Origin of the sequence: Pseudomonas sp. Wu6 (genome assembly GCF_019891515.1) — a bacterium.
GTDB classification, from domain to species: Bacteria; Pseudomonadota; Gammaproteobacteria; order Pseudomonadales; family Pseudomonadaceae; genus Aquipseudomonas; species Aquipseudomonas orientalis_A.
Genome location: NZ_JAFLXH010000054.1, coordinates 1 through 25,571 on the forward strand (window position 1 = coordinate 1; position 25,571 = coordinate 25,571).

At 62.7% G+C, this 25,571-nt stretch carries 19 protein-coding genes; 14 read left to right on the plus strand and 5 right to left on the minus strand.

Going from position 1 to position 25,571, the window contains the following annotated elements; translation table 11 throughout:
• Positions 1–718: 718 nt before the first annotated feature.
• The 12 genes from J1G34_RS25055 to J1G34_RS25110 are packed head-to-tail and all read left to right on the plus strand — an operon-like array spanning position 719 to position 16,076.
• Positions 719–2,158 carry an undecaprenyl-phosphate glucose phosphotransferase gene (locus tag J1G34_RS25055; RefSeq protein ID WP_065891802.1) on the plus strand — a complete coding sequence of 480 codons (1,440 nt, stop codon included), beginning with the start codon at positions 719–721 and terminating at the stop codon, positions 2,156–2,158.
• Positions 2,158–3,618 carry a mannose-1-phosphate guanylyltransferase/mannose-6-phosphate isomerase gene (locus J1G34_RS25060; RefSeq protein WP_065891801.1) on the plus strand — a complete coding sequence of 487 codons (1,461 nt, stop codon included), beginning with the start codon at positions 2,158–2,160 and terminating at the stop codon, positions 3,616–3,618. The genes J1G34_RS25055 and J1G34_RS25060 overlap by 1 nt, the downstream gene beginning before the upstream one ends.
• Before the next feature lies 1 nt (position 3,619).
• Entirely contained in the window at positions 3,620–4,531 is a 912-nt protein-coding gene (locus tag J1G34_RS25065) for a glycosyltransferase family 2 protein (RefSeq protein ID WP_065891800.1), read from the plus strand.
• Positions 4,532–4,560: 29 nt separating this feature from the next.
• Positions 4,561–5,337, plus strand: a complete 777-nt coding sequence (locus J1G34_RS25070; RefSeq protein ID WP_065883162.1) for a polysaccharide biosynthesis/export family protein — start codon at positions 4,561–4,563, stop codon at positions 5,335–5,337.
• Positions 5,338–5,351: 14 nt separating this feature from the next.
• Positions 5,352–7,343, plus strand: coding sequence for a GumC family protein (locus tag J1G34_RS25075; protein ID WP_065891799.1), 1,992 nt, complete (start codon positions 5,352–5,354; stop codon positions 7,341–7,343).
• Positions 7,343–8,533, plus strand: coding sequence for a glycosyltransferase (locus tag J1G34_RS25080; RefSeq protein ID WP_065891798.1), 1,191 nt, complete (start codon positions 7,343–7,345; stop codon positions 8,531–8,533). Before J1G34_RS25075 ends, J1G34_RS25080 begins: the two co-directional genes overlap by 1 nt.
• The gene (locus J1G34_RS25085; protein ID WP_065896566.1) at positions 8,523–9,851 is read left to right on the plus strand and encodes a cellulase family glycosylhydrolase; all 1,329 of its coding nucleotides are present in this window, start codon (positions 8,523–8,525) and stop codon (positions 9,849–9,851) included. Before J1G34_RS25080 ends, J1G34_RS25085 begins: the two co-directional genes overlap by 11 nt.
• 8 nt (positions 9,852–9,859) lie before the next feature.
• Positions 9,860–11,077: a glycosyltransferase family 4 protein gene (locus tag J1G34_RS25090; RefSeq protein ID WP_065891796.1), complete on the plus strand. Its 1,218-nt coding sequence runs from the start codon at positions 9,860–9,862 to the stop codon at positions 11,075–11,077.
• The gene (locus tag J1G34_RS25095; RefSeq protein ID WP_222994790.1) at positions 11,068–12,171 is read left to right on the plus strand and encodes a glycosyltransferase family 4 protein; all 1,104 of its coding nucleotides are present in this window, start codon (positions 11,068–11,070) and stop codon (positions 12,169–12,171) included. Before J1G34_RS25090 ends, J1G34_RS25095 begins: the two co-directional genes overlap by 10 nt.
• Positions 12,168–13,601: an O-antigen ligase family protein gene (locus tag J1G34_RS25100; RefSeq protein ID WP_065891794.1), complete on the plus strand. Its 1,434-nt coding sequence runs from the start codon at positions 12,168–12,170 to the stop codon at positions 13,599–13,601. The genes J1G34_RS25095 and J1G34_RS25100 overlap by 4 nt, the downstream gene beginning before the upstream one ends.
• A complete protein-coding gene (murJ, locus tag J1G34_RS25105; RefSeq protein ID WP_222994791.1) occupies positions 13,601–15,010 on the plus strand; it encodes a murein biosynthesis integral membrane protein MurJ in 1,410 nt (469 codons plus the stop codon). Before J1G34_RS25100 ends, murJ begins: the two co-directional genes overlap by 1 nt.
• Positions 15,011–15,032: 22 nt before the next feature.
• Positions 15,033–16,076 carry an acyltransferase family protein gene (locus J1G34_RS25110; RefSeq protein WP_128875603.1) on the plus strand — a complete coding sequence of 348 codons (1,044 nt, stop codon included), beginning with the start codon at positions 15,033–15,035 and terminating at the stop codon, positions 16,074–16,076.
• Positions 16,077–16,201: 125 nt separating this feature from the next.
• Here J1G34_RS25110 and J1G34_RS25115 read toward each other — a convergent pair whose 3' ends face one another.
• The 3 genes from J1G34_RS25115 to J1G34_RS25125 all read right to left on the minus strand — a co-directional run bounded on the left by J1G34_RS25115 (position 16,202) and on the right by J1G34_RS25125 (position 19,956).
• Positions 16,202–16,774 (minus strand): DUF4174 domain-containing protein, encoded by a 573-nt coding sequence (locus tag J1G34_RS25115; protein WP_065892655.1) that lies wholly within the window; start codon positions 16,772–16,774, stop codon positions 16,202–16,204.
• Positions 16,775–16,926: 152 nt separating this feature from the next.
• Positions 16,927–17,559, minus strand: a complete 633-nt coding sequence (locus tag J1G34_RS25120; RefSeq protein WP_065936115.1) for a glutathione S-transferase N-terminal domain-containing protein — start codon at positions 17,557–17,559, stop codon at positions 16,927–16,929.
• Between the two features lie 39 nt (positions 17,560–17,598).
• Positions 17,599–19,956, minus strand: coding sequence for a DNA polymerase II (locus J1G34_RS25125; protein ID WP_222994792.1), 2,358 nt, complete (start codon positions 19,954–19,956; stop codon positions 17,599–17,601).
• Between the two features lie 204 nt (positions 19,957–20,160).
• Between J1G34_RS25125 and J1G34_RS25130 the strand changes: the two genes are divergently transcribed.
• A complete protein-coding gene (locus J1G34_RS25130; RefSeq protein ID WP_222994793.1) occupies positions 20,161–22,362 on the plus strand; it encodes a TonB-dependent receptor in 2,202 nt (733 codons plus the stop codon).
• Between the two features lie 46 nt (positions 22,363–22,408).
• Here the strand turns inward: J1G34_RS25130 and J1G34_RS25135 are convergent, their stop codons facing one another.
• On the minus strand, positions 22,409–22,876 hold the full coding sequence (locus J1G34_RS25135; RefSeq protein WP_065884391.1) for an SRPBCC family protein: 468 nt from the start codon (positions 22,874–22,876) through the stop codon (positions 22,409–22,411).
• A 99-nt stretch (positions 22,877–22,975) separates the two neighbouring features.
• Between J1G34_RS25135 and J1G34_RS25140 the strand changes: the two genes are divergently transcribed.
• Positions 22,976–23,377, plus strand: coding sequence for a GFA family protein (locus J1G34_RS25140; protein WP_122560556.1), 402 nt, complete (start codon positions 22,976–22,978; stop codon positions 23,375–23,377).
• Position 23,378: 1 nt separating this feature from the next.
• Here the strand turns inward: J1G34_RS25140 and mrdA are convergent, their stop codons facing one another.
• Positions 23,379–25,271 (minus strand): penicillin-binding protein 2, encoded by a 1,893-nt coding sequence (mrdA, locus tag J1G34_RS25145; RefSeq protein ID WP_065884393.1) that lies wholly within the window; start codon positions 25,269–25,271, stop codon positions 23,379–23,381.
• Positions 25,272–25,571: the final 300 nt, after the last annotated feature.

Genomic DNA, 25,571 nt, shown 5'->3' on the forward strand with positions numbered 1-25,571 from the left:
TTGCCCCCGGGCGGTGGGTCAGCTGAGACATCCGCTGCTGACACCCCGTCATCGGGGGCAAGCCCCCTCCCACAGTGTCCGCGTTTCAATGCCTGGATTCGGCGGCGGTGGCTGAGATGCATGGCTGACGGCGTTCGATAGTGGGGCAGGCAACACCGTTAAATGTGGGAGGGGGCTTGCCCCAGATGGTGGTGGGTCAGTTGATACATCCGGTGCTGACACTCCGTCATCGGGGGCAAGCCCCCTCCCACAGTGTCCGCGTTCCAGTGCCTGGATTCGGCGGTGGGTGAAATGCTCACTGCATTCAAGGCACCTTCTGACTCCTCCCTTTCTCCGAGGGTGACTGCCTGATGCAGCCGCCCCTCGGCGTCCCCATTTCCCCCTCCCGTCAAAAAAAAGCTTTCCTGACGGACAGGAAAATTCTGACATTTGTTCCTACACTCAAAATCACAGTGCTATCCCGAGTACTAAGCACAAGGAACGTCAAAGTAATGTCATACAAAGGACCAATCAGGATGCATAAAATACCATCCTCGCCTTATGGTCAATTTATTGACTGCGCCAGAATAGAAACTCTTTCAGCCACTTCCTCCGCCAAATTACATTCATTTGGATGTCTCCACGTGAATGAACGGTTGTGTTTTAACCAGATGTAGCTCGCGGGCGACTGGGTCCATCAGTCGCGCAAAGAACCTGGTATGCAATGAGGGATGTTGGTATGCGCGAGAAGTCATCTGTCGTCAGCTTGTTCCTGACCCGGGCCGGGTTCGTTGAGTTTTTTATTGTTTTTGTCAAGTTGGGCCACGGACTGAGCGCCATTTTTCCACCGTTGTTCCTGGCGTTTGTCCTCGACCCGATGGACCCCGAGATGCGCTCGCACTTCCTCGGGCTGTTGCTGTTTTTCGCGGTGTTGACGATCATTCTGTTCCAGGCCTTGGGGATCTATTCCGAAGAGCTGTTCAGCAACCGCTTGCGCCTGCGCGCGAAAATCGTGGCATGGTCGGCGGCGTTCTGCATCCTGCTGTTCATGTACCAGATCCTGCAATTCTTCCCACAGTTGACCCCACGCAACCTGGTGGCCTGGTATTTCGCCAGCCTCGCGCTGTTCTGCCTGGAGCGCCTGCTGATGCTGCGCCTGTACCGCAGCCTGATGCGCAAGGGCAAATTCCTGCAGCGCACGGTGATTCTGGGCTTCACCGATACCGCCATACATGTCGCCGACCACCTGCAACGCAATGGCGATATCCGCTCCGGCCTGATCGGCTTTATCGACGACCGCACCGAACGCATTCCCAAGGAACTCAGCAGTCTGCCTTTGCTGGGCAATACCCGCGATCTGGAAAAGCTGATCCGCGCCGAGCAAGTCAACCAAGTGATGATCTGCCTGCCGTGGGCCGCCGAGCAGCGTATTCACGGGTTGGTCAACCGCCTGCGGCAGATGTCGGTGAACGTCATGCTGGTGCCGGACATGGCCGCCCTGCGCTACGGCCACAGCCGCATTACCGATGTGGGCGGCATCCTGATGTTCAATACTTCGCAGTTACCGCTGCGCGGCTGGTCGCCCGTTATCAAGCGCTGCGAAGACTTGCTGCTGGCCAGCGTCGCCCTGGTGGTGCTGTCGCCGGTGATGCTGCTGACGGCGATCGCCATCAAGCTCGATTCCAAGGGTCCGATTCTTTTTCGCCAGAACCGCTACGGCTACAACGATAATGAAATCCGTGTGTTCAAGTTCCGCTCGATGTTCACCGACCAAAGCGACTTTACCGCCGAACGCCAGACCACCCGCCAGGACCCGCGCATCACCCGGGTCGGGCGCATCATCCGCAAAACCAGCATCGACGAGCTGCCGCAATTGTTCAACGTACTGCTGGGCAACATGTCCATGGTCGGCCCGCGCCCCCACGCCACCGCAACCAAGGCGGCAGGCGTTGCCTTTGAGGTGGCGGTCAGCGAATACAGCTCGCGGCACCGGGTCAAGCCGGGCATTACCGGCTGGGCGCAGATCAACGGCTACCGGGGCGAAACCGATACCCTGTTCAAAATCCAGAAACGCGTCGAGTACGACCTGGAGTACATCTCCAAATGGTCGGTGTGGTTTGACTTGTACATCGTTTTCATGACGGTCCCGGCCGTCCTTTCCACCAAGGAAGTCTATTGATGAATACACTCAACGGATTGATTCCCTGCATCATTTCCGGTGGTTCGGGCACCCGCTTGTGGCCGGTGTCCCGGCAGAACATGCCCAAGCCGTTCATGCGCATGCGCGACGGCCAGAGCCTGCTGCAGAAAACCTTCCAGCGCGCCGCCCGCCTGCCCGGTGTGGATAGCGTGCTCACGGTGACCAACCGCGACCTGCTGTTTCGCACCCTGGACGACTACCGCAGCGTCAACAAGGCCCACCTGCCCCTGGACCTGCTGCTCGAACCGTTCGGGCGCAATACCGCTGCGGCCATCGCCGTGGCGGCGCTGCATGTGCAGGAACATTTCGGTGGCGAGGCGCAACTGCTGGTGATGCCCGCCGACCACCTGGTGCTGGATGAAAGCGCGTTCGCCGAGGCGGTGACCCAGGCCCGCGAACTGGCCGAAGCCGGCTATCTGGTGACCTTCGGCATCCAGCCCGACCACCCGGAAACCGGCTTCGGCTATATCGAACAAGGCGAAGCGCTGAGCCTGGGCAACCGGGTCAAGCGCTTTGTCGAAAAACCCGACCTGGCCACCGCCCAAGCCTACCTCGACGGCGGCAAGCACCTGTGGAATGCCGGCATGTTCTGCTTCAAGGCCAGCACCCTGGTGGATGAACTGAACACCCACGCGCCCGACGTGCTGAGCGCCGCACGTGCCGCCCTCGAGCACAGTCAGCACCTGCAGAACAAAACCTCGCGCCAGCGCGAACTGGACAGCGACGCCTTCGCCAGTGCACCGGACATCTCCATCGATGTGGCGCTGATGGAGAAGTCACAGCAAGTGGCCGTGGTGCCGTGCGACATCGGCTGGAGCGATATCGGTTCCTGGGAAGCCCTGCGCCAGCTCACCCCCAGCGATGCCCAGGGCAACCAGGTCAATGGCGAAGCGATCCTGCACGACGTGCACAACTGCTACATCGACTCGCCCAAGCGCGTACTCGGTGCGGTTGGCGTGCGTGACCTGATCATCGTCGACACCCCCGACGCCCTGCTGATCGCCGACGCCAACCGCAGCCAGGACGTGCGCTACATCGTGGCCGAGCTCAAGCGCCAGAATCATCCGGCCTTCAGCCTGCACCGCACCGTCACCCGGCCGTGGGGCACCTACACGGTGCTGGAGGAAAGCAGCCGCTTCAAGATCAAGCGCATCGTGGTCAAGCCCCAGGCGTCGTTGTCGCTGCAAATGCACCACCACCGCAGCGAGCACTGGGTGGTGGTCAGCGGCGCGGCGCAGATCACCAATGGCGAACGCGAATTCCTGATCAACGCCAACGAATCCACCTATATACCGGCCGGGCACAAACACCGCCTGACCAACCCCGGCATCATCGACCTGGTGATGATCGAGGTGCAGAGCGGCGAGTACCTGGGCGAAGACGACATCGTGCGGTTCGATGACATCTACGGGCGTGCGCCTGCCGACGTGAAGAAATGACATGCGCACTTCGTTGATCATCCCGACCCGTAACGCCTCCAGCCACCTGGCGCGGCTGCTGCCTGCACTGAAGATGCAAACCCTGCAGCCGGACGACATGCTGGTGGTCGACAGCGCCTCCAGCGATGACACCGTGGCGCGCTTTCGCGACTATGGTGCGCGGGTCGAGGTGATCGACGCGCGCACCTTCAATCACGGCGGCACGCGGCGCTGGGCCAGCGAGCAAGTCAGCGGTGACGCCCTGATCGTGATGACCCAGGACGCCATCCCCGCCACCCCGGAAACCTTCGCCAACCTGCTCGCGGAATTGCAGCAGGACCCGCTCAACGGCGTGGCCTACGGGCGCCAGTTGCCGCATCCGGATGCCGGAGTGCTGGGCGCGCAGTCGCGTCACTTCAATTACCCGGCCCAAAGCCGCAGCAAGCGCCTGGCCGATGCGCCGGAACTGGGAATCAAGACCTGTTTCAGCTCCGATTCGTTTTCCGTCTACCGGCGCAGCGCCCTGCAGGCCGTGGGCGGCTTCCCCGCCGATGTGATCGGCAGCGAAGACGCCTACGTCGCGGCACGCCTGCTGATCGAAGGTTACACCGTGCGCTACGCGGCCTCCGCGCAGGTGTACCACTCCCACGATTACCGACTCATGGACGAGTTTCACCGCTACTTCGACATTGGCGTGTTCTACGGTCGCGAACCGTGGATACGCCAGGCCTTTGGCGATGCCGGCGGTGAAGGTAAACGCTATGTACTGGCTGAACTCGCGGCATTGCGCGCAGCCGGTGCCTGGCACCGCGTACCCGAAGTGCTGGTGCGCAGCGCGTTCAAGTTGCTCGGCTATCGGCTGGGCCAGCAGGAGCGCCGGCTACCCCTCGCCCTCAAGCGGCGCATCAGCATGTTCCCCGGTTATTGGAGGTGAGCATCATGACCTACAGGAAGTCCTATTTGATGAAACGAACCCTGCTCGTCCTGGCCATGATGGCCCTGGCCGCCTGCAATACGCCCGCGCGCATCGTTGCGCCCGACGACAAGACGGTCGAGGACGGCAAGCGCGCGCTCGACCAGCTCGCCCAACTGCCGCCGGCGGTGGAACGCATCCGCATCGGCGATCAGTTGCGTATCGTGCGCGATGCCGGGGAAATGCCGACGCTGTCGGCGTTCAACGTCAGTACGATCTACGAGCTGACGCTGTACACGGTGCAAAGCGACGGCAAGATCAACTACCCGTTCCTGGGCCCGATCCAGGTGGCCCGACGCACGCCGACGGAAGTGGCGAACGAGCTGACCAACAAGCTCACGCCGGTGTATCGCGAGCCGCGGGTGACGGTGAACATCAACCAGGCGCCGGCCAATTCGATCATTGTCGGCGGCGCGGTGAACAACCCGACCTCGGTGTCGATCGCAGTGGCCAACACCCTGGAGCAAGCCATTATCGGCGCGGGCGGGGTGAACCCGGCGGGCAATGCGAGCATGGTCGCGCTGCTGCGCGAAGATACCCAGGGCGTCTATCGCGCCTACTTCCTGGACTTCAGCCAATACCTCAAGACCGGCCCCAACGGACGCAAACAAGTGCCCCTGCAACGCGGTGACGTGGTGTTCGTGCCCAAATCCAATGTGGGCGAGCGCATCCAGGGCGTGGATACCTACCTGAACCAACTGATCCCATTCACCAAGTCGATCGGGGTTGGCTACAACTACACCCGAACCAGCGGCGGCAGCAACTAAAGGAGCGACATCCCATGATCGAGATCCGTTCTTTTCGCGATCTTCTGCGCCTGTTCTTCATCTTCCGGCATGAGTTCAAGCTGGCGGCCATCGCGGCGCTGGTGATCATCCTGCTGGGGGCGTTCCTGCTGCCGGCCAAGTTCGAATCCACCGCGCGCCTGCTGGTCAAGCCGGGGCGTGATTCGACGCTGCCGATCGAGATCAGCAATCGCCAGGCGCTGGTGATGCCCAGCACCCAGCGCGACCCGATCGTCGATGAGGAACGCCTGCTCACCGGGCGCCCGATCGTACGGGCGGTGGCCGAGCATTACCTGGAAGTCATCGACAAAATGCCGCCGCCCGAAGGCGTCTGGCAACGCACCAAGTACTACGTCAAAAACGGCATCGGCGCAGTATTCGATGGGGTGCGCGTGGTGTTGGAAACCGTGGGCGTGATTGAACGGACCACGCCGGTGGAGCGCCTCGCCGCGGGCCTGGAGAAGAACTTCGAAGTCAGCCACGCGGCCGGCTCCACGGTGATGGACATCAGCTTCAAGTGGAGCGACCCGCAAATCGCCCAGGCGGTGGTCAAGAGTTGGGTCGAGATCTACATCAACGAACGCACCCAGGCCCTGGGGCGCAAGAGCCTGTACGTCTTCTATGAAGGCCAGGTGTCCAACAGCGCCACCGAGATCAAGAGCTACAAGGAGCAGATCCTTGCCCAATTGAACCGCATCGGCGCGGCGAGCATCACCGATCGCCTGGAGGATTTGTCCGAGCGCATCAACGTGTTGCGCGGTGAAACCTTCAACACCACGCGCTTGATCGCTTCGTCCGACAGCGCCATTGCGAGCACGCGCACCCAGCTCAAGACCCAACCCAAGGAAGTGACCACGGTTCGCCAGATTGCGCTGAACCCGCAGCAACAGGATTTGCGTCGTCTGCTCAACCAGAAGCTGCTGGAAAAAGCCGACATGATGCGCACCTACACCGATAACGCGCCGCCGGTCAAAGCCCTGGATGCGTCGATTCAGGCGATGCGGGTCCAGGTCGCAAGTGAAAGCAACACCGTGCAAAGCTCGGAAAACCGCGCACCGAACACCCTGGAAATCCACTTGCAGCGTGTGCTGCTCGACGAGTCCAGCAACAACCTGGCGCTGCGTACCCAGCTGGTGCAACAGCAGAAGCAACTGGTCAACCTCGAAGCGCAACGCAAGGAAGCGCTGGAGATTGAACCGGAACTGGCGCGCCTGTCCCGTGAGCTGGGCGCCACCGAGCGCAACTACGCGCTGTACGTGGACAACCTGGAGAAGTCGCGCATCGACCGTGAGCTGGATAACAGCCAGATCAGCAACATCGCGGTGATCGAGGAAGCCACCCTGAACCCGGGCCGCATCTTCCCCAAAACCCTGCTGATGCTGTTGCTGGCGATCCCGTTCGCCATCGTCGTCGGCCTGCTGGTGGTCTACCTGTGCTACCTGCTCGACCAGCGCATTCACGATGGCGGCCTGGTGGAACGCAAGTTCGGCCTGCCGCTGTGGACCACGTTGCCGGAGCTGGACACCAGCACCGCACAAGGCACCAACGCGTTCAATGCGAGCATTTACCGGTTGTACGGCCTGCTGCAGCTGGACCGCGTGGCCGAACGCGGCCTGACCCTTGGGCTGACCTCGGCGCGCCACGGTGAAGGGGTGACCTTCGTAGTGGAGCAACTGCGTCAACTGCTCCTGGAAAACGGCATCACCGTGCGCATCGGCGGCGCTGATCCTGCGGCGCCAGGCGAAGTGGTGCTGCTGGACGCCTCGGCGCTGCTGGACAACCGCGATGCCTTCGTCAACCTGCTGCGCGCCGACCTGATCGCGCTGGTGGTCGAAGCCCGCAAGAGCACGGTGCCGGTGGTGGAGCACGCGCTGTCGATCCTCAATACGGCGTTCGGCAAAGTCGATGGCATCATCATCAACCGGCGCAAGTTCGAAGTGCCGGCCAAGGTGCTGCGCACCATCGGCAAATACCGGGGGGCGTTCTGATGCGCATCGCCCTGCTTGCACCCTTGCCGCCGGAAAAAAACGGGATCGCCGACTATGCGAACCATTTCAAGACGGCATTGGAGCAACTGGGCGTGACGGTGCTGACACCGTTGAGCGGCGTGGAAGGCTCGAGCGCGGCAATCAGGCAGGCGGTTGCCGCGTTCGACTGGCGCAGCGTGGACCTGGTCCACGCCGAGCTGGGCGGCGGGCGCCTGGGAGAGTTCCTGGCCTTGCGCGAGTTGCGCAAGGCCTACCCGGACCTGCCGCTGACGGCCACCGTGCATGACCCCGAGCGCATCGTGTGGCGGCGCGAGCACCTGCCCTTCCCGCTCAACCTGCTGGAGCGCCTGCCCAGCCCGTTGCCGCAGGCGGCAGTGGTGCTGGCAGACCCGCTGACCCTGCGTGAAGAACGCCAGGTCGCGCGGGGCCTGACGCGGCTGATCACCCTGACGCGCCTGGGCGCCGATTGCCTCAGCCAGCGCATGCAACTGCCGGCCGGTAAGGTGGCGGTCATCCATCACGCCAACCTGTTGATTCCAGCCGTGGCCCTGCCGCCGCTGGACACGCTGCACCTGCTGTATTTCGGCTTTATCTACCGTGGCAAAGGCATTGAAGACTTGTTGCAGGCCCTGGCCGCCGTCTTCAAGCAAGCCCCACAATTGCGTGACCGTGTGCGCCTGACCCTGGCCGGTGGCACTGCCGCCGAAATGGCGTTTGGCGCGGGCGGTAATTACCTGGAGCAGTTGAACCGCCAGATCGCCGACCTCGGCCTGGCAGGCGTCATCGATTGGCGGCTGAACCTGCCGGCTGACGACATTGCCCAGACGATCCAGGCCCACCATGTGATGGTGCTGCCGTATCGCGAATCGAAAAAACTCGGCCTGCTCGGCCGCCAGCGCGGCACCAGTGGCGCGCTGTCCTGGGCCGCCGCGTGTGGGCGTGGAGCGATTACCTCCGATGCGCGGGCGTTTGCCGAGGAAGTCGCCAGCGGTAACGGCGCGATCTATCCCGAAGGCGATGTGGCCGCGCTGGGCGAGCAGTTGTTGCGCCTGGCCCGTACACCGACCCTGGCCCGGGACTGGGCCGAACGCGCCGGGGCCATCGGCCGCGAACGCTTATGGCCGCTGACGGCGCAGCACTTCAAGCAGCTTTTCGAACAGGCAATTGCGGGAGCCCCGTATGGCGCGTAAACGGACGTATTTCGCCACCCTTGCGCTGGTCGTCGTCCTGGGTCTGACCGCCTTTATCTGGGGGCGCCCGGCCGACGCCGAGAACCACGTGCTCAAAGGCAACAAGGTGGTGGTGTGGAAGGACTTCCTCGGCGTGAACGCGCAGTTCCTGTGGTTCAGCCCCGAGCGCTACCAGTTGCAGATCGACCGCCTCAAGGACCTGGGCCTGGAATGGGTGCGCCTGGACCTGCATTGGGACCAGCTGGAACCCGTCGCCGACCAATACCAGGTGGCGACCCTGGACCAGTTGGTGACCAAGCTTAAAGACAACCAGCTCAAGTCGGTGTTTTACCTGGTCGGCTCGGCGCCGTTTATCACCTCCGCGCCGGCGGGTGCGCCGTATCAGGACCAGTACCCGCCGCGAGACCCGAATGTGTTTGCGCTGCGCATGGCGCTGTTGGCCCAGCGCTACCCCAGCGTCGACGCCTGGCAGGTGTGGAACGAGCCGAACCTGCTGGGCTTCTGGCGCCCGGCGGCGGACCCGGACGGTTATGCCCAGCTGCTGCGCACCACCGCCGCCGCACTGCGCGCCGTCGCCCCGAACAAACCGGTGGTGGCCGCCGGCATGGCGTTTTTCAGCGAAATGCCCAACGGCCAGACCATGCTCGATGCCCTCGATGCCCTCGGCGTGCCGAGCCTGAACACCGTCATGTCCTACCACCCGTACACGCAACTGCCCGAGGGCAACGACCCGGCCAACCTCGACTTCGTGGCCAAGACCACCGCGCTCAACCAGAAGCTGAGGAACAGCGGCGTGAAAACCCTGTGGAGCACCGAGTGGGGCTGGTCGAACTACCTCGGGCCCAAGGAAGCCCAGGACATCATCAGCCAACAGGGCCAGGCCGATTATGTGATACGCCGCCTGGCGCTGATGAGCGCGCTGGATTTCGACAAGATTTTCCTGTTTACCCTGAACGACCTGGATCAGCGCGCCAGCGTGCGCGACCGCGCCTACGGCTTGCTCGATATCGACGCCAAGCCCAAGCCGGTCTACACCGCGTTGAAAAATTTCCTCGACGTCAGTGGCCCGCAATTGACCCCCGGCGACCCGCCCACCGCCGACCAACTGCCCGACGGCCTGTTCAGCATCGGCTGGACCCGCGCCGATGGGCGCAAGTTGTGGTTTTTCTGGTCGGCCGGTGGCGGCAACGCGCACTTGCCGAACCTCGCCAGCGCGACGCTGTATGACCCGTTGCGCGGCACCCAGACACCAGTGAGCGGCACCGACGGGTTGACTGTCCCGGTCAAGTCGAACCTGCAAATTCTGTTATGGGATTGAAGTCCGCCATGCGCATTTTATGGATCCTGCCCTACTCGCCCTGGCCCGCCACCAGCGGCGGCAAGACGCGCCAGTTCCACTTGCTGCGCAGCCTGGCCGCACGTGGGCACCGAATCACCTTGCTGCTGCACGACAAGCAGCCGGTGTCGCTGACCGATCGCCAGGTGCTGGAGGCGTTTCTTGAGCAATTGATCATCCTGCCGCGCCGCCCGCTGCGCAGCGTGAAAACCCTGGCGGCCGGGCTGTTTGCGCCTTACCCGTTGCTGGCCAGCGTCAACGGCCTGTCGGGAGCGCTGCAGGACCGGTTCAACCAACTGCTCAACGAACATTGGGACGTGGTGCAGGTCGAGCACACTTATACCTTCCAACCTTACGAAGATGCGCTGGTGCGTAAATCCCAACCCTTCGTGCTGACCGAACACAACGTCGAGTCGGCCCTTGGCGCGGCCACCTACGACCGCCTGCCACGTTGGGCGCTGCCATTTATTCGCTATGACCAATGGCGCTACACGCGCTGGGAGCGTCGTGTGATGCGCCAGGCCACCCAGGTGGTGGCGGTCACCGACAGCGATGCGCAGGTACTGGAAAAAATCGCCGGCAAACCGGTGCCGGTGGTGGTCAATGGCGTGGACTGCGATCACTTCGCCGCTGCCCGCCCTGACCCGTCGACCCGCCGCGTGCTGTTCCTGGGCAACTATGAGTACGCGCCCAATGTAGATGCCATCGAATGGGCGCTGGATGAAATCCTGCCCAAAGTCTGGGAACACTGCCCCGACGCGCGCATGAGTGTGTGCGGCTTCGGCATGCCCGCCAGTTGGCGCGAACGCTGGCAGGACCCGCGCATCGAATGGCAAGGCTTTGTGCCAGACCTGTTGAGCCTGCAATCGACCTGTTCGGTGTTTCTCGCGCCGTTGCGCCATGGCGGTGGTTCCAAGCTCAAGGTGCTCGAAGCGCTGGCCGCCGGCCTGCCCCTGGCCAGCACCGAACAGGGGGTGTCGGGCCTGGACCTGGTGGACGGCCTGGATTACCTCGGCGGGCAAACCGCTGCCGGCCTGGCGGACGCCGTGGTGCGTCTGTTGCAGTCGCCCGAAACCGCCGCGCCCATGGGTGAAGCCGGTCGCGCCTATGTGCGGCGGGCCCACGACTGGAGCGTTGCCGCCAGCCAACTGGAGCAGGTGTACGCCACCCTGTCGCCGCTCAATCAAAAGGAGCCCGTATGCGTGTAGGCCTGGATTACCGCACCGTCGGCACCTCCCCGCAATCGGGCATCAGCCGCCAGGTGTATGCGCTGGAAAGCGCCCTGCGCAGCGTGCCGGACCTGGAACTGGAGCGCTTTACCGTGGCGCCCCTGGGCGATGAAACACGCTTGCAGGCGCACTGCCCGGCCTGGGGCTGCGCGAAAACGGCGATGCACCAGCCGCACAATCGCCTGCGCTTCGAAGCCGGTTTTTTACCCCGCGCCCTGCGCGAACAGCACATCGACCTGTACATCAGCACCTTCAATATGGGCCTGCCGTTGCCGCCCAGGCCCAAGGGATTGCGAACCGTGGTGCTGCTGCACGACCTGTTCCAGATCACCCTGGACAACTACCACGCCAGTCGCCTGAAGGCATTGGTGTACAAGACCACCGATCGCCTGTCGATTGCCTATGCGGTACGCAGCGCCGACCGGGTGTGGACACCCTCCCAGTACAGCGCCGACGAAACTGCGCGGTTGTTTCCCCAGGCGGCGGGCAAGATTCGCGTGCTGCCCAATCAGGTGAACGGTTTCAACGAACCGGCGGCGGACCTGTCGGCGCGCCCATTGCCCAAGGGCTTCTGGCTGCTGGTGGGCACCCGTGAATTGCGCAAGAACGTGCCGTTCCTGGTGGACGCCTGGCAACAGGCGCGGCGCTTGTCCGTCAACGTGCCGGAACTGGTGCTGGTGGGCAGCCTGGAGCATTTGCCCGAAGCCCAGCGCACGCTGGCGGGCATTCATGCGCTGAGTGGCGTCTCTGATGCCGAGCTGCACGGGCTGTACCGCCAGGCGTCACGTGTGTGGCAACCGTCCTACGCCGAGGGTTTCGGTTTACCGGTGATTGAAGCGCTGAGCGTCGGCACCCCCGTGGCCGTGGCCAGCGGCACCTCGCTGGACGAAATCACCCCGCCGGCGGCACCGCGCTTTTCGCCCACCGACAGCCCTGCACTGGTGCAACTGATGCTGAGCCTGGGTGAGCGCGGCGATGAAGGCACACCCGAAGACCATCGCCAATGGGCCGCACGTTTCAATCAACACGCCTATCGTCGGCGCCTGGCCGAACTGATCGAGGAACTGAAATGAGACTCTCCCTGGCAAGCCTCGTCGCTATCCTCCTCGGCGTGCTGTTTGGCGTAATCGCCCTGGCGCTGTCACCGGCCAAGGCGTTTCTCGCCGTGATTGGCCTGGCGGCGGCCGTGACCATCCTGCGCTTTCCCTTCTGGGGCTTGTTGCTGTTCGCCCTGGTGGCGACCTTCATGCCCTACTCCACGCTTAACCTGGGCATCCGCAGTACGGTGTGCGAAGCGATTCTTGCGCTGACCTGGGGCGCGGTGCTGTGGCACAGTTTTCTGTCACGCCTGCCGGATGCGCCGCGCCTGGCCCGCCGCCCCACCGACCAGGCGCTGTTGTGGCTGATGCTGTTCAGCGTGTTCCCGTTCATTGTCGGCCAGGTCAGCATCCATGCCGAAAGCAGCGGCGTGGCCAACTGGCTGCGCTGGTTGCTGAATCTGTCGGGGGTGTTTCTCACGGCCAAGTTGCTGGTGGACTACAAGCGCCGCGAAAGCCTGGTGATCGCCCTGCTGCTGGGCACCCTGGCGATGCTGGTGATGTCGATCGCGGTGTTCGTGCGCACGCGCTCCGGGGCGGGGATTGCGCCGATCCTGGCGCTGCTCAATTACGGCAACTTCGACATGTTGAAATTCGGCCTGGAAGCCATGTCGTCGCGCATGGGCTCGCCGTGGATGCACCCGAATGCCATCGGCGGGATCATGGCGCTGCTGCTGCCCCTGGCCTTCTGCTTCGGCATGACCGAACAGGGTTGGAAACGCGCGCTGGGCCTGGCCGTGGCGTGCCTGGGGGCGGCGGCGCTGCTGCTGGCCAGCAGCCGGGGGGCGATGGTCAGCCTGGCGCTGGTGCTCATATGGCTGGCCGGCCGGCGCGTGCCTTACACCGGACGCTTGCTGATGATCGGCGCGGCACTGACCGTGGCGCTGGTCATGGCGTATCCGCCGTTGCAGGAGCGCCTGGCGACGATTTTCTCGTCGAGCAACGCCAGTACCGAAGTGCGTTTCGACGAGTACCGCATGTTCCCGCAGGCCGTGGCGGCGTACCCGTTCGGCATCGGTTTCAAGGTCGACCCGCCGGTACCGGATACGCACTTGCTGGGCATCTCCAACCTGTGGCTGAACTTCATCTACAAGACCGGCGTGGTCGGCATGCTGTTGTTTATCGCGGTCACCGTGCGCTGGTGGCGTGAGGCCCGGCCGGAAAAAGGCCCGATCCGCCTGACCAAGGACAATGCGCTGTGGCTGGGCAGCACGGCCGGGATTCTGTCGGCGCTGGTCAGCGGTTTGTTTGACCACTACTTCAGCTTTGCCGTGGTGATGGTGGCGCTGTTCTGGCTGATGGTGGGGATTAACGTGCTGGAGGCGCGCCGCTTGTTCCCGGCGCGCCTGCCCCAGGTCAAGGCGGTGCTGTATCAAAAGCCGATGCTTGATGGCGCGCGGCCCTGATGCTCGGCTCCGCCGTATGGCTGACCGTGGCGACCCTGTTGGGTCTGTGCCTGGGGTTTGCGCGCGAGTGGTTGCTGGTGGCTGCCTGGGGCGCGGGCGAGCGCAGTGATGCGTTCCTGATCGCCTTGTTCCTGCCCGAGGCGCTGCGCATGTCGCTGGCCGGTGGCGTATTGAGTGCCGCCGCGTTGCCGCTGTATCTGCAACGCCGGGACAGCGAACGCCTGGACTGGCTGGCGGTGCTGTTCCCGGCATTGATGCTGATCGCCCTGCTCACGAGCCTGTTGCTGATGCTGTTGGCGCCCTGGCTGGTGCAGGTGCTCGGCCCTGGGCTGGCCGCCGGCGCCACGAACCTGGCCGCGAGCAATCTGCAGATCGTGGCCTGGTGTGTACCGGGCCTGATGCTGCATGCGCTGTTCAGCGTGCCGTTGCAGGCCAGCGAGCGGTTTGTGCTGGCGGGGTTGGGCTCGCTGCTGTTCAACCTGCCGCCGGTGACATACCTCGCGTTGGCAGGCACCGCCAGCCAGCCCCACAGCCTCGCGCTGGCGTGCCTGGTCGGCAGCGCGTTGATGCCATTGGCGTTGCTGCCGTCGATCTGGCGCCAGGGCTGGCGACCCTGGCGCATGCAGCTGTCGCTCGCGCCCTTGCGCGAGCTGGGCCAGCGCATCGGCCCCCTGTTGCTGAGCAACGGTGCCAGTCAGGGCCTGGCGTTGATCGAGCGTCTGGTGGCATCGCTGCTGGGGGAAGGCGCGGTGACCTGGGTCAACCTGGCACGCAAGCTGATGAACCTGCCGCTGATTGCGCTGATGAGCCTCAATCAAGTGCTTCTGGGCATGATGAGCCGGCGTCAGGGCGATGAACGCCTGGCCCTGCTCAAGCGTGGCCTGGAAACCGCCAGCGTGCTGACCTTGCCGGCCGGCGTCGGCCTGGTGGCGGCGGCGCCGAGCCTGGTGGCGCTGCTGCTGCCCGGCCAGTCGGCGGACTCGCCGCTGCCGCTGCTGTTGGCGTGGTTTGCCGTACCGCTGGTATTCGGCGCCTGGAACGCCCTGCTCGCGCGTTACGCCTACGCCGCCGGCGATACGCGCCAGCCGCTGCGCTGCGAGCTGCTCGGCAGCCTGGTCAACGTGCTGCTGCTGAGCGTGCTGCCGTTTGCGTTTGGCTTGCCCGGCATCCCCCTGGCGGCGCTGGCCGGCGTGCTGTGCACCGCGCTGCTGCTGATGCAGCGCCAGGCGTTGCTCGGCGCCCTGCCGTGGGCCCGGCATTGGCTGATCAGCACCGTGCTGATGGGGCTGGCGGCGCTGCTGTTGTTTCGAATCGAAGGCGTGTGGCTGCAACTGGGCTTGAGCACCCTGGCAGGCGCGGTGGTGTTGCTGGGTATGGGGCTGTGGCTGAAGCCGTGGCGCAAGGCGTGAATGATCGTTCGGGAAGACTCAAATGAAACATCGCTGGATTCAAATGGATATCGCCAAAGGCATCGGTATCCTGGTTATCGTGTACGCCCACAGTTGGTTTGTCGCCAACTCGGTGGATTTGCTCTACCCGATCATTGCCTCGTTCGTGCTGCCGTTGTTCTTCTTTTTGTCCGGGGTGTTCTTCAAGCCCGAGCAGCCGTTCGTGGAGATGGCGGTGCGCAAGGCCGATGGCTTGCTCAAGCCGTTCTTCTTCACCATGTTGGCGTATGTGATCGTGCGCGCTGTGCTGCGCGGGCAGCCGTTGCTGCCGGACATCGGCGGCGTGTTTTACGCCTCGGTGGATACCATCCCGTGGCAGGCGTTGTGGTTTTTGCCGCACTTCTGGGTGGCGATCCTGTTCAGTTGGCTGATGCTGCGGCTGATCCAACGCCTGAAGCTGCCGTTGCCGGGCGCTTGCCTGCTGGCCGGCGCGCAACTGTTGCTCGGGATCTGGATCCTGCCGTGGTTCTGGCAAGTGCCGGTCAGCGTCGGCGAGCAGACCTGGACAATGCCCGGCCTGCCCTTCAGCCTCGACGTCACACTGATCAGCAGCACCTACTTCATCTACGGCTACCTGCTGCGCGATTGGCTGCGTCGGCATGAGAGTTCGCTGTTGACCCTGCTGATTGCGGTGGCGCTGTTCGCCGCGGTGTTCCTCTACAGCCACGACACCATGGACCTGGCGCAGCGTCGCTACGACCACTGGTTGTGGACCAGCCTGCTGGCGGTGATCGGCGTGTACCTGTGCTGGGCGCTGGCGCGGGTGTTGATGGTGTCGACCCTGCTGACCCGGATGATGACCTACATCGGCCAATCCACCTTGATCGTGCTGATCTTCCACGGCGAGATCCAGCACAAGACCTTCGACCTGATGGCGCGTCTGGGCCTGCAACCGTTCCTGGCGGCGTGTGTGGGCTTTGTGGTGGCGGTGGTGGTGTCGTTGCTGATAGGGGAAGTGATCAAGCGCGTGGCATTCCTGCGGTTTTTCTACTTTCCGTTTCCGCTGCGTAAAGCGGCTAAACCTTAAGCAGGACTGATGTAGGAGCGAGCTTGCTCGCGAAAAACTCACAGGCACCGCGCTCATTCAGAAAGCACGCGTTATCGTTGACGTTTTTCGCGAGCAAGCTCGCTCCTACAGACGGCGGTGTATGCTCAGTCGTCCAGCTGTTGCGGCGCGGGCTTGCTACCCGGCTTGGCCGGTTTCGCGCCCTTCGCTGGCGCGGGTTCGACCGGTGCAGGTTCCGGTGCGGCAGCCGCTTCTTTTTCGGCCATCGGCATCTGGTCGATGGTACTGAAAAACTCTTTCAGATCGAGCGTATCCGGCGGCACGTTCTTCTCGAGTTTCTTGTCCCCGTCCTTGCCCACCAGGATCACCTTGGTGCCGCTGCCGACCCCAAGCTTGAGTGCGCGGATCAGTGCATTGGTCTCAGGCGGCGTGAGCTTTTTGCTGTCCTTGGGGTCCTTGGCGAACTTCTCGCCTTCGGCGCCGATGCTGCCGAACTTCACGGTGTACAGCACCATGCTGCGTTCTTCGAAGGACTGCCTGGTGGCAGGCTCTTCCAGTTGTTTCTTGAGCGTGGCCAACGTCGGGTTACCGGCATCGAGTTCCACCACGACCAGAGGGCGGGTTTTGCCCAGCTCCAGCTTGAGCGGATTATCATCGGCAGCCAACAACGGCCCCGTAAAAGCCATCAAGGTAGCCAGAGTCAGCGACCGGATGAGCATGCGCACCTCCTTTGAATTCCATGCAGGGTTCTTGAGTTTCATGTCTGCGACAGTCAAATTCAAGGATGATTCCTACGCCACGTTGAGAAGCGTAGGTCAGGGCGTACGCTACGCAAGGGTTTGCAGGGCGGTAAGGTGATTGTTTCCTCTGATTACGAGACCTTCCAATCCGGCCAATGCCGGGCGAATACAGGCGCCACAAGCGGGTCGGCGTCCACCCGTTCCAGGGTATGGGCAAAACCTGGGGCCAGATTGTGCAGCGCTTCACGCGCCTCATCCCAGCGCGACACCGCCGCCGCCATGATGCCCAACGCGTTGGGGACGTTGTCGGGGGTAAACAACTGGTCGGCAAACTGATCGGCGAACACCACCCAGGCTTGATGCAGATAGCGCCGCGTGCCGGTGGTCAGTTGCGCTTGCAGGGCCTGATCCACGTTGCCCAGCCAGCGTTGCGGGTAGTCGATGATGCCGATGGCCGAATAGCAATTGGCGGCGATATACAACAGGCCGCGCAGAATCTGCGCGCGGTTGCCGACCAGCAGGTCGGCCTTGGGATACTCGAGGCCCAGGTGGATCAGGATGGCGGCGCTTTCGGTCAGCACCTGCCCATCGGGGGTGACCAGGGTGGGGATCTGTTTCAGGGGATTGATGCGCGCAAGGGCTTCGCTGCCCTCGCTGTCCTGCCAGGAACTGGCCTCCACGCGATGCCACGGCACGGCGCAGCGTTGCAGGGCGATTTCGATCATGCAGGAACCGGACTCGTCGGTGCCATAGAGTGTGTACATGGACGCTTCTCCTGAGTAACGGGTGTTGCGGCGATCCGCCTAGAACAGGCCCATCTGACCACCCACCAGAGTGCCAAAATCATCGTTCACGAACGGCAGGATCGCGTCCGCCACGGGCTGCAATTGCCGGGTCACGTAATGATCGTAGTCGATCGGCGCTTGCCGCACTTCCAAAGGCTCGGGGCCGTTGACGCTGATCACATAGCTGATCCAGCCGCCGCGCTGGTACTGGCGCGGGCGCCCGAGGCGGTCGTTGTATTCATCGGCCAGGCGGGCGGCGCGCACGTGGGGCGGGACGTTGCGTTCGTAGTCATGCAGCGCTCGGCGCAGACGCTTGCGGTAGATCAGCAGGTCGTCGAGCTCGCCGCTCAAGGTGCGACGTACATACTCGCGGACATACTCCTGATGGGGCTGGCGATGGAAGATGCGCCGGTAGAGCTCCTGCTGGAATTGCCGCGCCAGGGGCGACCAGTCACTGCGCACGGTCTCCAGCCCTTTGTAGACCATCTCTTCGCTGCCATCGGCGCGTACTACCAGGCCGGCGTAGCGCTTCTTGCTGCCCTCCTCCGCGCCGCGAATGGTCGGCATCAGGAAGCGGCTGAAATGAGTTTCGTATTGCAGCTCGAGGGCGCTTTGCAGGCCGTACTCGGTGTGCAGATGGCTGCGCCACCAGTCGTTGACGTGCTGCACCAGCGCCTGGCCGATACGACTGGCGTCCTCGTTGGAATGGGCGCTGCCAAGCCAGACGAAGGTGGAATCGGTGTCGCCGTAGATCACCTCATAGCCCTGGGCCTCAACCAATTCCCGCGTCTGGCGCATGATCTGGTGCCCGCGCATGGTGATCGACGACGCCAGCCGCGTATCGAAGAACCGGCAGCCGCTGGAACCGAGCACCCCGTAGAAGGCATTCATGATGATCTTCAGGGCCTGGGACAACGGTGCATTGTGTTCGCGCTTGGCCACTTCGCGGCCTTCGGAAACCCGCGTGACGATGGCCGGCAGGCAATGCCGGGTGCGGGAAAAACGCGCACCGCGAAAGCCTTCCACCGAGTCGCTGTCGTCGGGATGCCTGAGGCCTTCGATCAAGCCCACCGGGTCGATCAGGAAACTGCGGATGATCGACGGGTAGAGGCTTTTGTAGTCCAGCACCAGCACCGACTCGTAGAGGCCCGGGCGTGAATCCATGACAAAGCCGCCGGGACTGGCCTGGGGCGGCTTGTCGCCGAGGTTCGGTGCGACGAAGCCCTGGCGGTGCATCAACGGCATGTAGAGGTGGGTAAACGCCGCGACGGAACCGCCATTGCGGTCGGCGGGCAGGCCGGTGACGCTGGCGCGTTCGAGCAGGAACTCGAGCAGGCCGGTCTTCTCGAAAATCCGCGTGACCAACTCGCAGTCCTTGAGGTTGTAGCGCGCCAGGGCAGGCTTGTCCTCGGCGAACATGCGGTTGATTTCGTCCATGCGCTGGTAAGGCGTGGAGATGTCCTTGCCTTCGCCGAGCAGGGTTTGCGCGACGTTCTCCAGGCTGAACGACTCGAAGCTCCAGGTGGCCGAGCGCAGGGCTTCGATACCGTCGATGATCAGCCTGCCTGCGGCCGCGGCGAAGTAGTGATTGCGGCTGCCGTGCTCGCGCCAGGTCATGGCTTCACCGCCGCGTCCGAGCAGCAGCGGCACGTTCAGGCGCTGGGCATGTTCGTGCAGTACGCGCAGGTCGAATTGCACCACGTTCCAGCCGATGATCGCATCCGGATCGTGGGTGGCCAGCCATTGGTTGAGACGTTCAAGCAGTTGGGCGCGGGTGTCGCAATAGTCGAGCTTGAAATCCACCGTGTCGCGCTTGTTGGGCGGACCGAGCATGTACACCTGGCGCTCGCCGCAGCCTTCGAGGGCGATGGAATAGAGATCGCCCTGGGCGGTGGTTTCGATGTCCAGGGACACCAGCTTCAACGGCGGACGGTAGTCGGGAGCGGGCTTCATCTGCGCGTCGAGCAGGGTGCCGTCCGCATCCGCAGTGCCGCCGAACCACACCGGGGCGGTGATAAAGCGTTCCATCATGTAGCGCTCGGGCGGCCGCACGTCGCCTTCATAGACATCGACCCCGGCGCTGCGCAGGCGCTTTTCGATGTCCATCAGTTGGCGGTGCTGCCGGGCGTAGAGACCCAGGACCGGTCGATGATGGAAATCGCACAACTGCAACGCGCGCAACTCAATGTCGCGCTCGTCCTTGAGCAGCCAGCCCAGCGGCTTGCGATGGATCTCGGGGATGAACATCACCGAGGTCTGCATGGGTAGGCGAATGCACCGAGGCCCCTGGTCGGTCGCCAGCCAGAAGCTGACCTGCGTACCCGCCGGAGTGTCGCGCCAATGCCGGGTCAGGACAAAACCCTGCTGTAAATCCACCGTACCGCACCTCGGCAATTGCTTTCAGGGCGTGATTCTACTCGGCATCCGGTCAAGGCGGCAGGTTAACTGTCATCTCACAAATCTGTTGCGGAATATGAATAACAATTACTATCATTCGCGCCGGAGTCGTATTCGCGCAGTGAGGAAGCGCACCGTGTTGCCCCCTTCCTCATCATTGACGGTTCACCGTCCGGATTGACCATGCCTCTGTGTAGCCGCCTCGCTGTGCCCTTTCGCCCTACCGTGCTTGCCCTTTGCTGCGCCCTTAGCGCTGCCGCGCAGGCCGATACGAGCAACACCCTGCAACTGGACGCCACGCGCATCGATGCCCAGGCCCCCGCGCCCGAGGCGTTGCCTGCGGTGTACGCCGGTGGGCAGGTTGCCCGTGGCGGGCAACTGGGCGTGCTGGGCAATCAGGACATCATGGACGTGCCGTTCAGCATGGCCTCCTACACCGAGCAATTGATTCGCGACCAGCAGGCGGAAACGGTCGGCGATGTGCTGCTCAATGACGCGTCCGTGCGCCAGGCGTCAGGGTATGCGAACCAGGCCCAGACTTTCATGATTCGCGGTTTGCCGTTGAATGGCGACGATATTTCCTATAACGGTTTGTACGGCATCCTGCCACGCCAGATTATGTCCACTGACGCGCTGGAACGTGTGGAAGTGTTCAAGGGCCCCAACGCGTTCATCAATGGCGTGACGCCGGGCGGCTCGGGGATCGGCGGCGGTGTGAACCTGCAACCCAAGCGCGCCGGTGACGTGCCGCTGCGCCGCTTCAGCACGGACATCAGCAGCGATGGCCGGGTGGGCGAGCATCTGGATATCGGGCAGCGCTTTGGTGAAGACCACCGTTTTGGCGCGCGGGTCAACCTGTCACAGCGCGAAGGCGACACCGGTATTGACGACGAAAACCAGCGGTCGAAACTGTTCGCGGCCGGCCTCGATTACCGTGGCGATGCACTGCGCCTGTCGGGTGATTTCGTGTATCAGAAGCAGCGTATCAATAGCGGACGCAACTCCGTGTTCCTGGGCAGCGCGACCCGCGTCCCGGATGCGCCTTCGGCGGATACCAACTATGCGCCCCGCTGGAGCAGCACCAACCTGGAGGACACCCTGGGCATGCTGCGCGCCGAGTACGACCTGAATGAAAACTGGACGGCTTACGCCGCAGGCGGTGCCAAACACAGCCGGGAAATGGGCCGGTATTCCTCGATTACCCTGACCGATAACCTCGGCAATGCCACCTCCAGCCGCTCGACCATTGCCCACGAAGAAGACAACGCCAGCCTGATGGCCGGCTTGAACGGCAAGTTCCAGACCGGCGCCGTCAGCCACCGACTCAACGTCGGCCTGGCCGGCATCTGGACCCAGGCGCGCAACGCCTATGTGTTCAACGGTTCACCGGCGGCAACCAACCTCTACAACCCTGTGACCGGCGCCCCACCCACGCTCAACACGCCGCGCAATACCCCCGGCACCGACTTCAGCGACCCGACCATTACCGCCAAGACGTTCGTGCGCAGCGCTGTGGTGTCCGACACTCTTGGTTTGTTCGACGACCGTCTGTTGGTGACATTGGGCGCACGTCGCCAGCAGATGGTGGTGCAGGGCTACAACTACATGAGCGGCACACGCACGGCCAACTACGACGAATCGATCACCACGCCGGTCTACGGCATTGTGTTCAAGCCGTGGGAGCACGTGTCGCTGTACGCCAACCGCATCGAAGGCCTCGCCCAGGGGCCCACCTCGCCCCTCAAATCCGGTGACCGGACGATCATCGGTGGCGGGCAAGCCTATGCACCGGCGCGCTCCAAGCAGATCGAAGCGGGCGTCAAGGTCGACATGGGCACCTATGGCGCCACCCTCGGCGTGTACCGTATCGAGCAGCCGGGGGCGGGTTATGCGCAAGTCATCGATGCAACCACCGCGCGCTATGTGCGCGAAGGCCAGCAGATCAACAAAGGCGTCGAACTGAACGTGTTCGGCGAACCGGTAAGTGGCCTGCGCTTGCTTGGGGGGGTGACGCTGATGAAGACCGAACTCAAGGGCACCCTCAACGGTGCCAACGACGGCAACCGCGCCATCGGCGTCCCTTCGTTCCAGCTCAACGCCGGTGTGGATTGGGACGTGCCCGGCCTGCAAGGCGTGACCCTCAATGGGCGCATGCTGCGCACGGGCGGCCAGTATGCCGACGCGGCGAACAACCTGAGCCTGCCCGCGTGGAACCGTTTCGACCTGGGTGCGCGCTACACCTTCGCGCTGGCTCAACGTGAGGTAACACTGGGCGCTACGATGGAGAACGTCGCCAACGAGAAATACTGGGAATCGGCCCAGGGTGGCTTCCTGAGCCAGGGCGACCCGCGGGTAGCGAAATTGTCGGCGACGATTGATTTCTAACAACACGGCGGTTGACGATGGGTATCAGCGTTGATGCCCGTTCGCGTCAGGCGCGCCTGGCGCTGTTCAGATAGTTTTCGATGTTGCCCATTTGCTCATCCCAGCCCCGGGAGTTCATCTTGAACGCTTTCTGGCGTCGAGCCTGGGGGACGTTGTCGAAACCCGATTCCACCACCCGCAGCAGAATGCCCGGCGCGCGATCCTCAAGGGTGAATTCCACCAGCGTCGGTTCTTCCTTGTCGTAGTCGATGTCTTTATCTACCGCAAAGGGATGCCACCAGAAAGAAAACAGCGTTTGCGGCAGGATGCGTTCGATCCTGGCCTTCCACACCACATGTTCGTAGCCTGGGTAGGTGATCTGCGCTTCAAGGGTTTCGCCGGTCACAAAGGTTTTTCCCTTGAGGGCGATACCGAACCAATCACCAAATCGCTCAGCATGGGTGAGCGCTTCCCACACCTGTTTACGTGATGCGTTGAGCAGGACTTTTCGTTCGATCCGATCCAATACGTGCATAAGTCACCTCCTCCATTGAACACTAGGCGACATCGACCAATGCGCAACTTTTGGTTATGCGCGATGATGATGTCCCCATCCTTGACCTGGTCATAGGTTATGACTGAACGCTTGAAAGGAAGTTGCTTTTGCAAAGGAGTGCGCTACCAGGTGGACCGCCTGGACATGCCCATCAGTCACTGCCACTGCAACAGTTGTCGCAAGGCGCACGCGGCCGCGTTTGTCGCCACGGCCGGCGTGATGCGCGAACACTTTCGCTGGACTCACGGTGAAGAATTGCTGTCGTCGTTCGAGTCATCACCGGGCAAGCAGCGCCATTTCTGCTCGCGCTGCGGCTCCCATCTGATCGCCGAACGCGCGCACCAACCCCACATAATCGTGCGGGTGGCGACGCTGGACGATGATCCGGGCATCAGGCCCACCGCCCATATCTGGACAAGCCATGATGTGCCCTGGCTTGTTGATGACGGCGTAGAGCGCTGGGGCGAATGGAAAGTCTGAGTCAGACGCGCGGGTCGCCAGGCGCTTTGGCCGGCGTCGCATATTGCGGCTTCAAATGACCCTCCTGGTCGAGCAGCCAGGCATCCATGATCTGCCGCACCACCGGGCCCGCTACTCGGCCACCGGCCTCACCGTTTTCGATCATCACTGAGATCACGATCTTAGGATGTTCGGCTGGCGCGAAGCCGACAAACAAGGCGTTATCGCGATGACGCTCCAGCGTCTTGTTGCGGTTGTAACGCTCGCCCTGCTTGATCGCCACCACTTGCGCGGTGCCGCTTTTGCCGGCGATTCGGTATTGGGCACCTTGCGCGGCCGCGCGGGCGATACCGCGTGGGTCGTGCATGACCAGTTGCATGCCGTGGTTGACCTGTTCCCAGTCACGCGGGTCCTTGAGGACTACGTTGGGCATCGGGTTCTCATCCACCGGTGGCACGCCGTTGATGGTCTTGGCCAGGTGCGGCCGGTTCCATACGCCTTTGTTGGCGATCAGCGCAGTGGCCTGGGCCAGCTGCAGCGGGGTGACCTGCATATAACCCTGGCCGATGCCCAGGATCACGGTTTCGCCGGGGAACCAGGGCTGGCGGCGTGTGGCGCGTTTCCAGGCCTGGGAAGGCATCAGCCCGGCGGACTCTTCGAACATGTCCAGGGACACCTTCTGACCCAGGCCGAATTCGGCCAGGTAATCATGCAGGCGATCGATGCCGAGTTTGTGGGCCAGGTCATAGAAGTAGGTGTCATTGGAGCGCATGATGGCGGCGTCCATATCTACCCAGCCGTCGCCGCTGTGGTTCCAGTTGCGGTATTTGTGATCGAAGTCCGGCAGCTGGTAGTACCCTGGATCGAACACGCGGGTTTGTGGTGTGACCACACCGCTGTCGAGACCTGCGATAGCCACTTCGGGCTTGATGGTCGAGCCTGGCGCATACAGTCCGCGCAGCACGCGGTTGAACAGCGGGCGGTCGATGGAATCATGCAACGCGGCATATTCCTTGAAGCTGATGCCGGTGACGAACAGGTTCGGGTCGAAACTCGGCTTGCTGACCATGGCCAGCACCTCACCGGTTTGCGGGTCCAGGGCAACCACCGAACCACGACGATCACCCAGGGCCTCTTCGGCGGCTTCCTGGAGCTTGACGTCGAGACTCAAGACAATGTTTTTACCGGGGATAGGGTCCGTGTGCTTGAGCACCCGCAACACCCGCCCCTGAGCGTTGGTTTCGACTTCTTCATAACCGACATGACCATGCAGTTCCGATTCGTAGAAGCGTTCGATGCCGGTTTTGCCGATCGATTGGGTGCCGCGGTATTCCACTGAATCGAGGGCTTTGGACTCTTTCTCGTTGATTCTTCCGACATAGCCAATGGAGTGAGCGAAGTGTGCACCCAATGGGTAGTGGCGAACGAACTGGGGCTCAACGTCTACACCCGGTAGGCGGAACTCGTTGACGGCCAGGACGGCGATCTGCTCTTCGGTCAGCTCGTAGAACAGCGTGACGGGAACAAACGGATGGCGGGCCTGTTTGAGCGCTTTGTCGAACACAGCGCGATCTTCGGCGGGCAGGTGTAACAAGCTGACGATCGCGTCCAACTCACCCTTGAGGTCGGTGGTGCGCTCGCGGGTGATGGTCAGGTTGTAGCTGGGCCGGTTGTCGGCCAGGACCACGCCGTTGCGGTCATAGATCAAGCCGCGCGTGGGGGTGATGGGCAGCACGTGGACGCGGTTGTTTTCGGAAATGGTGGAGTGATAGTCGTATTGCACGACCTGCAGGAAGTACATCCGGCCCACCAGTGCGCAGGTGATACCGATCACCAGGAGTGCGCAGGCAAGCAAACGTTTGTTGACCAGACGGTGTTCTTTTTCGTGGTCCTTGATGGGTATCGGTTCAGGCATTTCTACAGCATCTCGTTGAAAAAGGTCGACGCCGCATCCTGCGGATAAAGATCAATCCTTGTGAAAATGTGCTGCACCATACCAAAAATGCAGAAACACTTTGTATCGATTTGCCTCAACGGAGGGTTATTTCATCCAGGAAAGCGAAGGTGCGGTAGTAAGCGAGCGATGGGGCGGCGGCTGAAGAGTTGCTTTTCGAGCGCCCAAAACAAAACCCCTGTTTGCGTTAGCAAACAGGGGTTCTGGAATTTAATCTTGACGATGACCTACTCTCACATGGGGAAACCCCACACTACCATC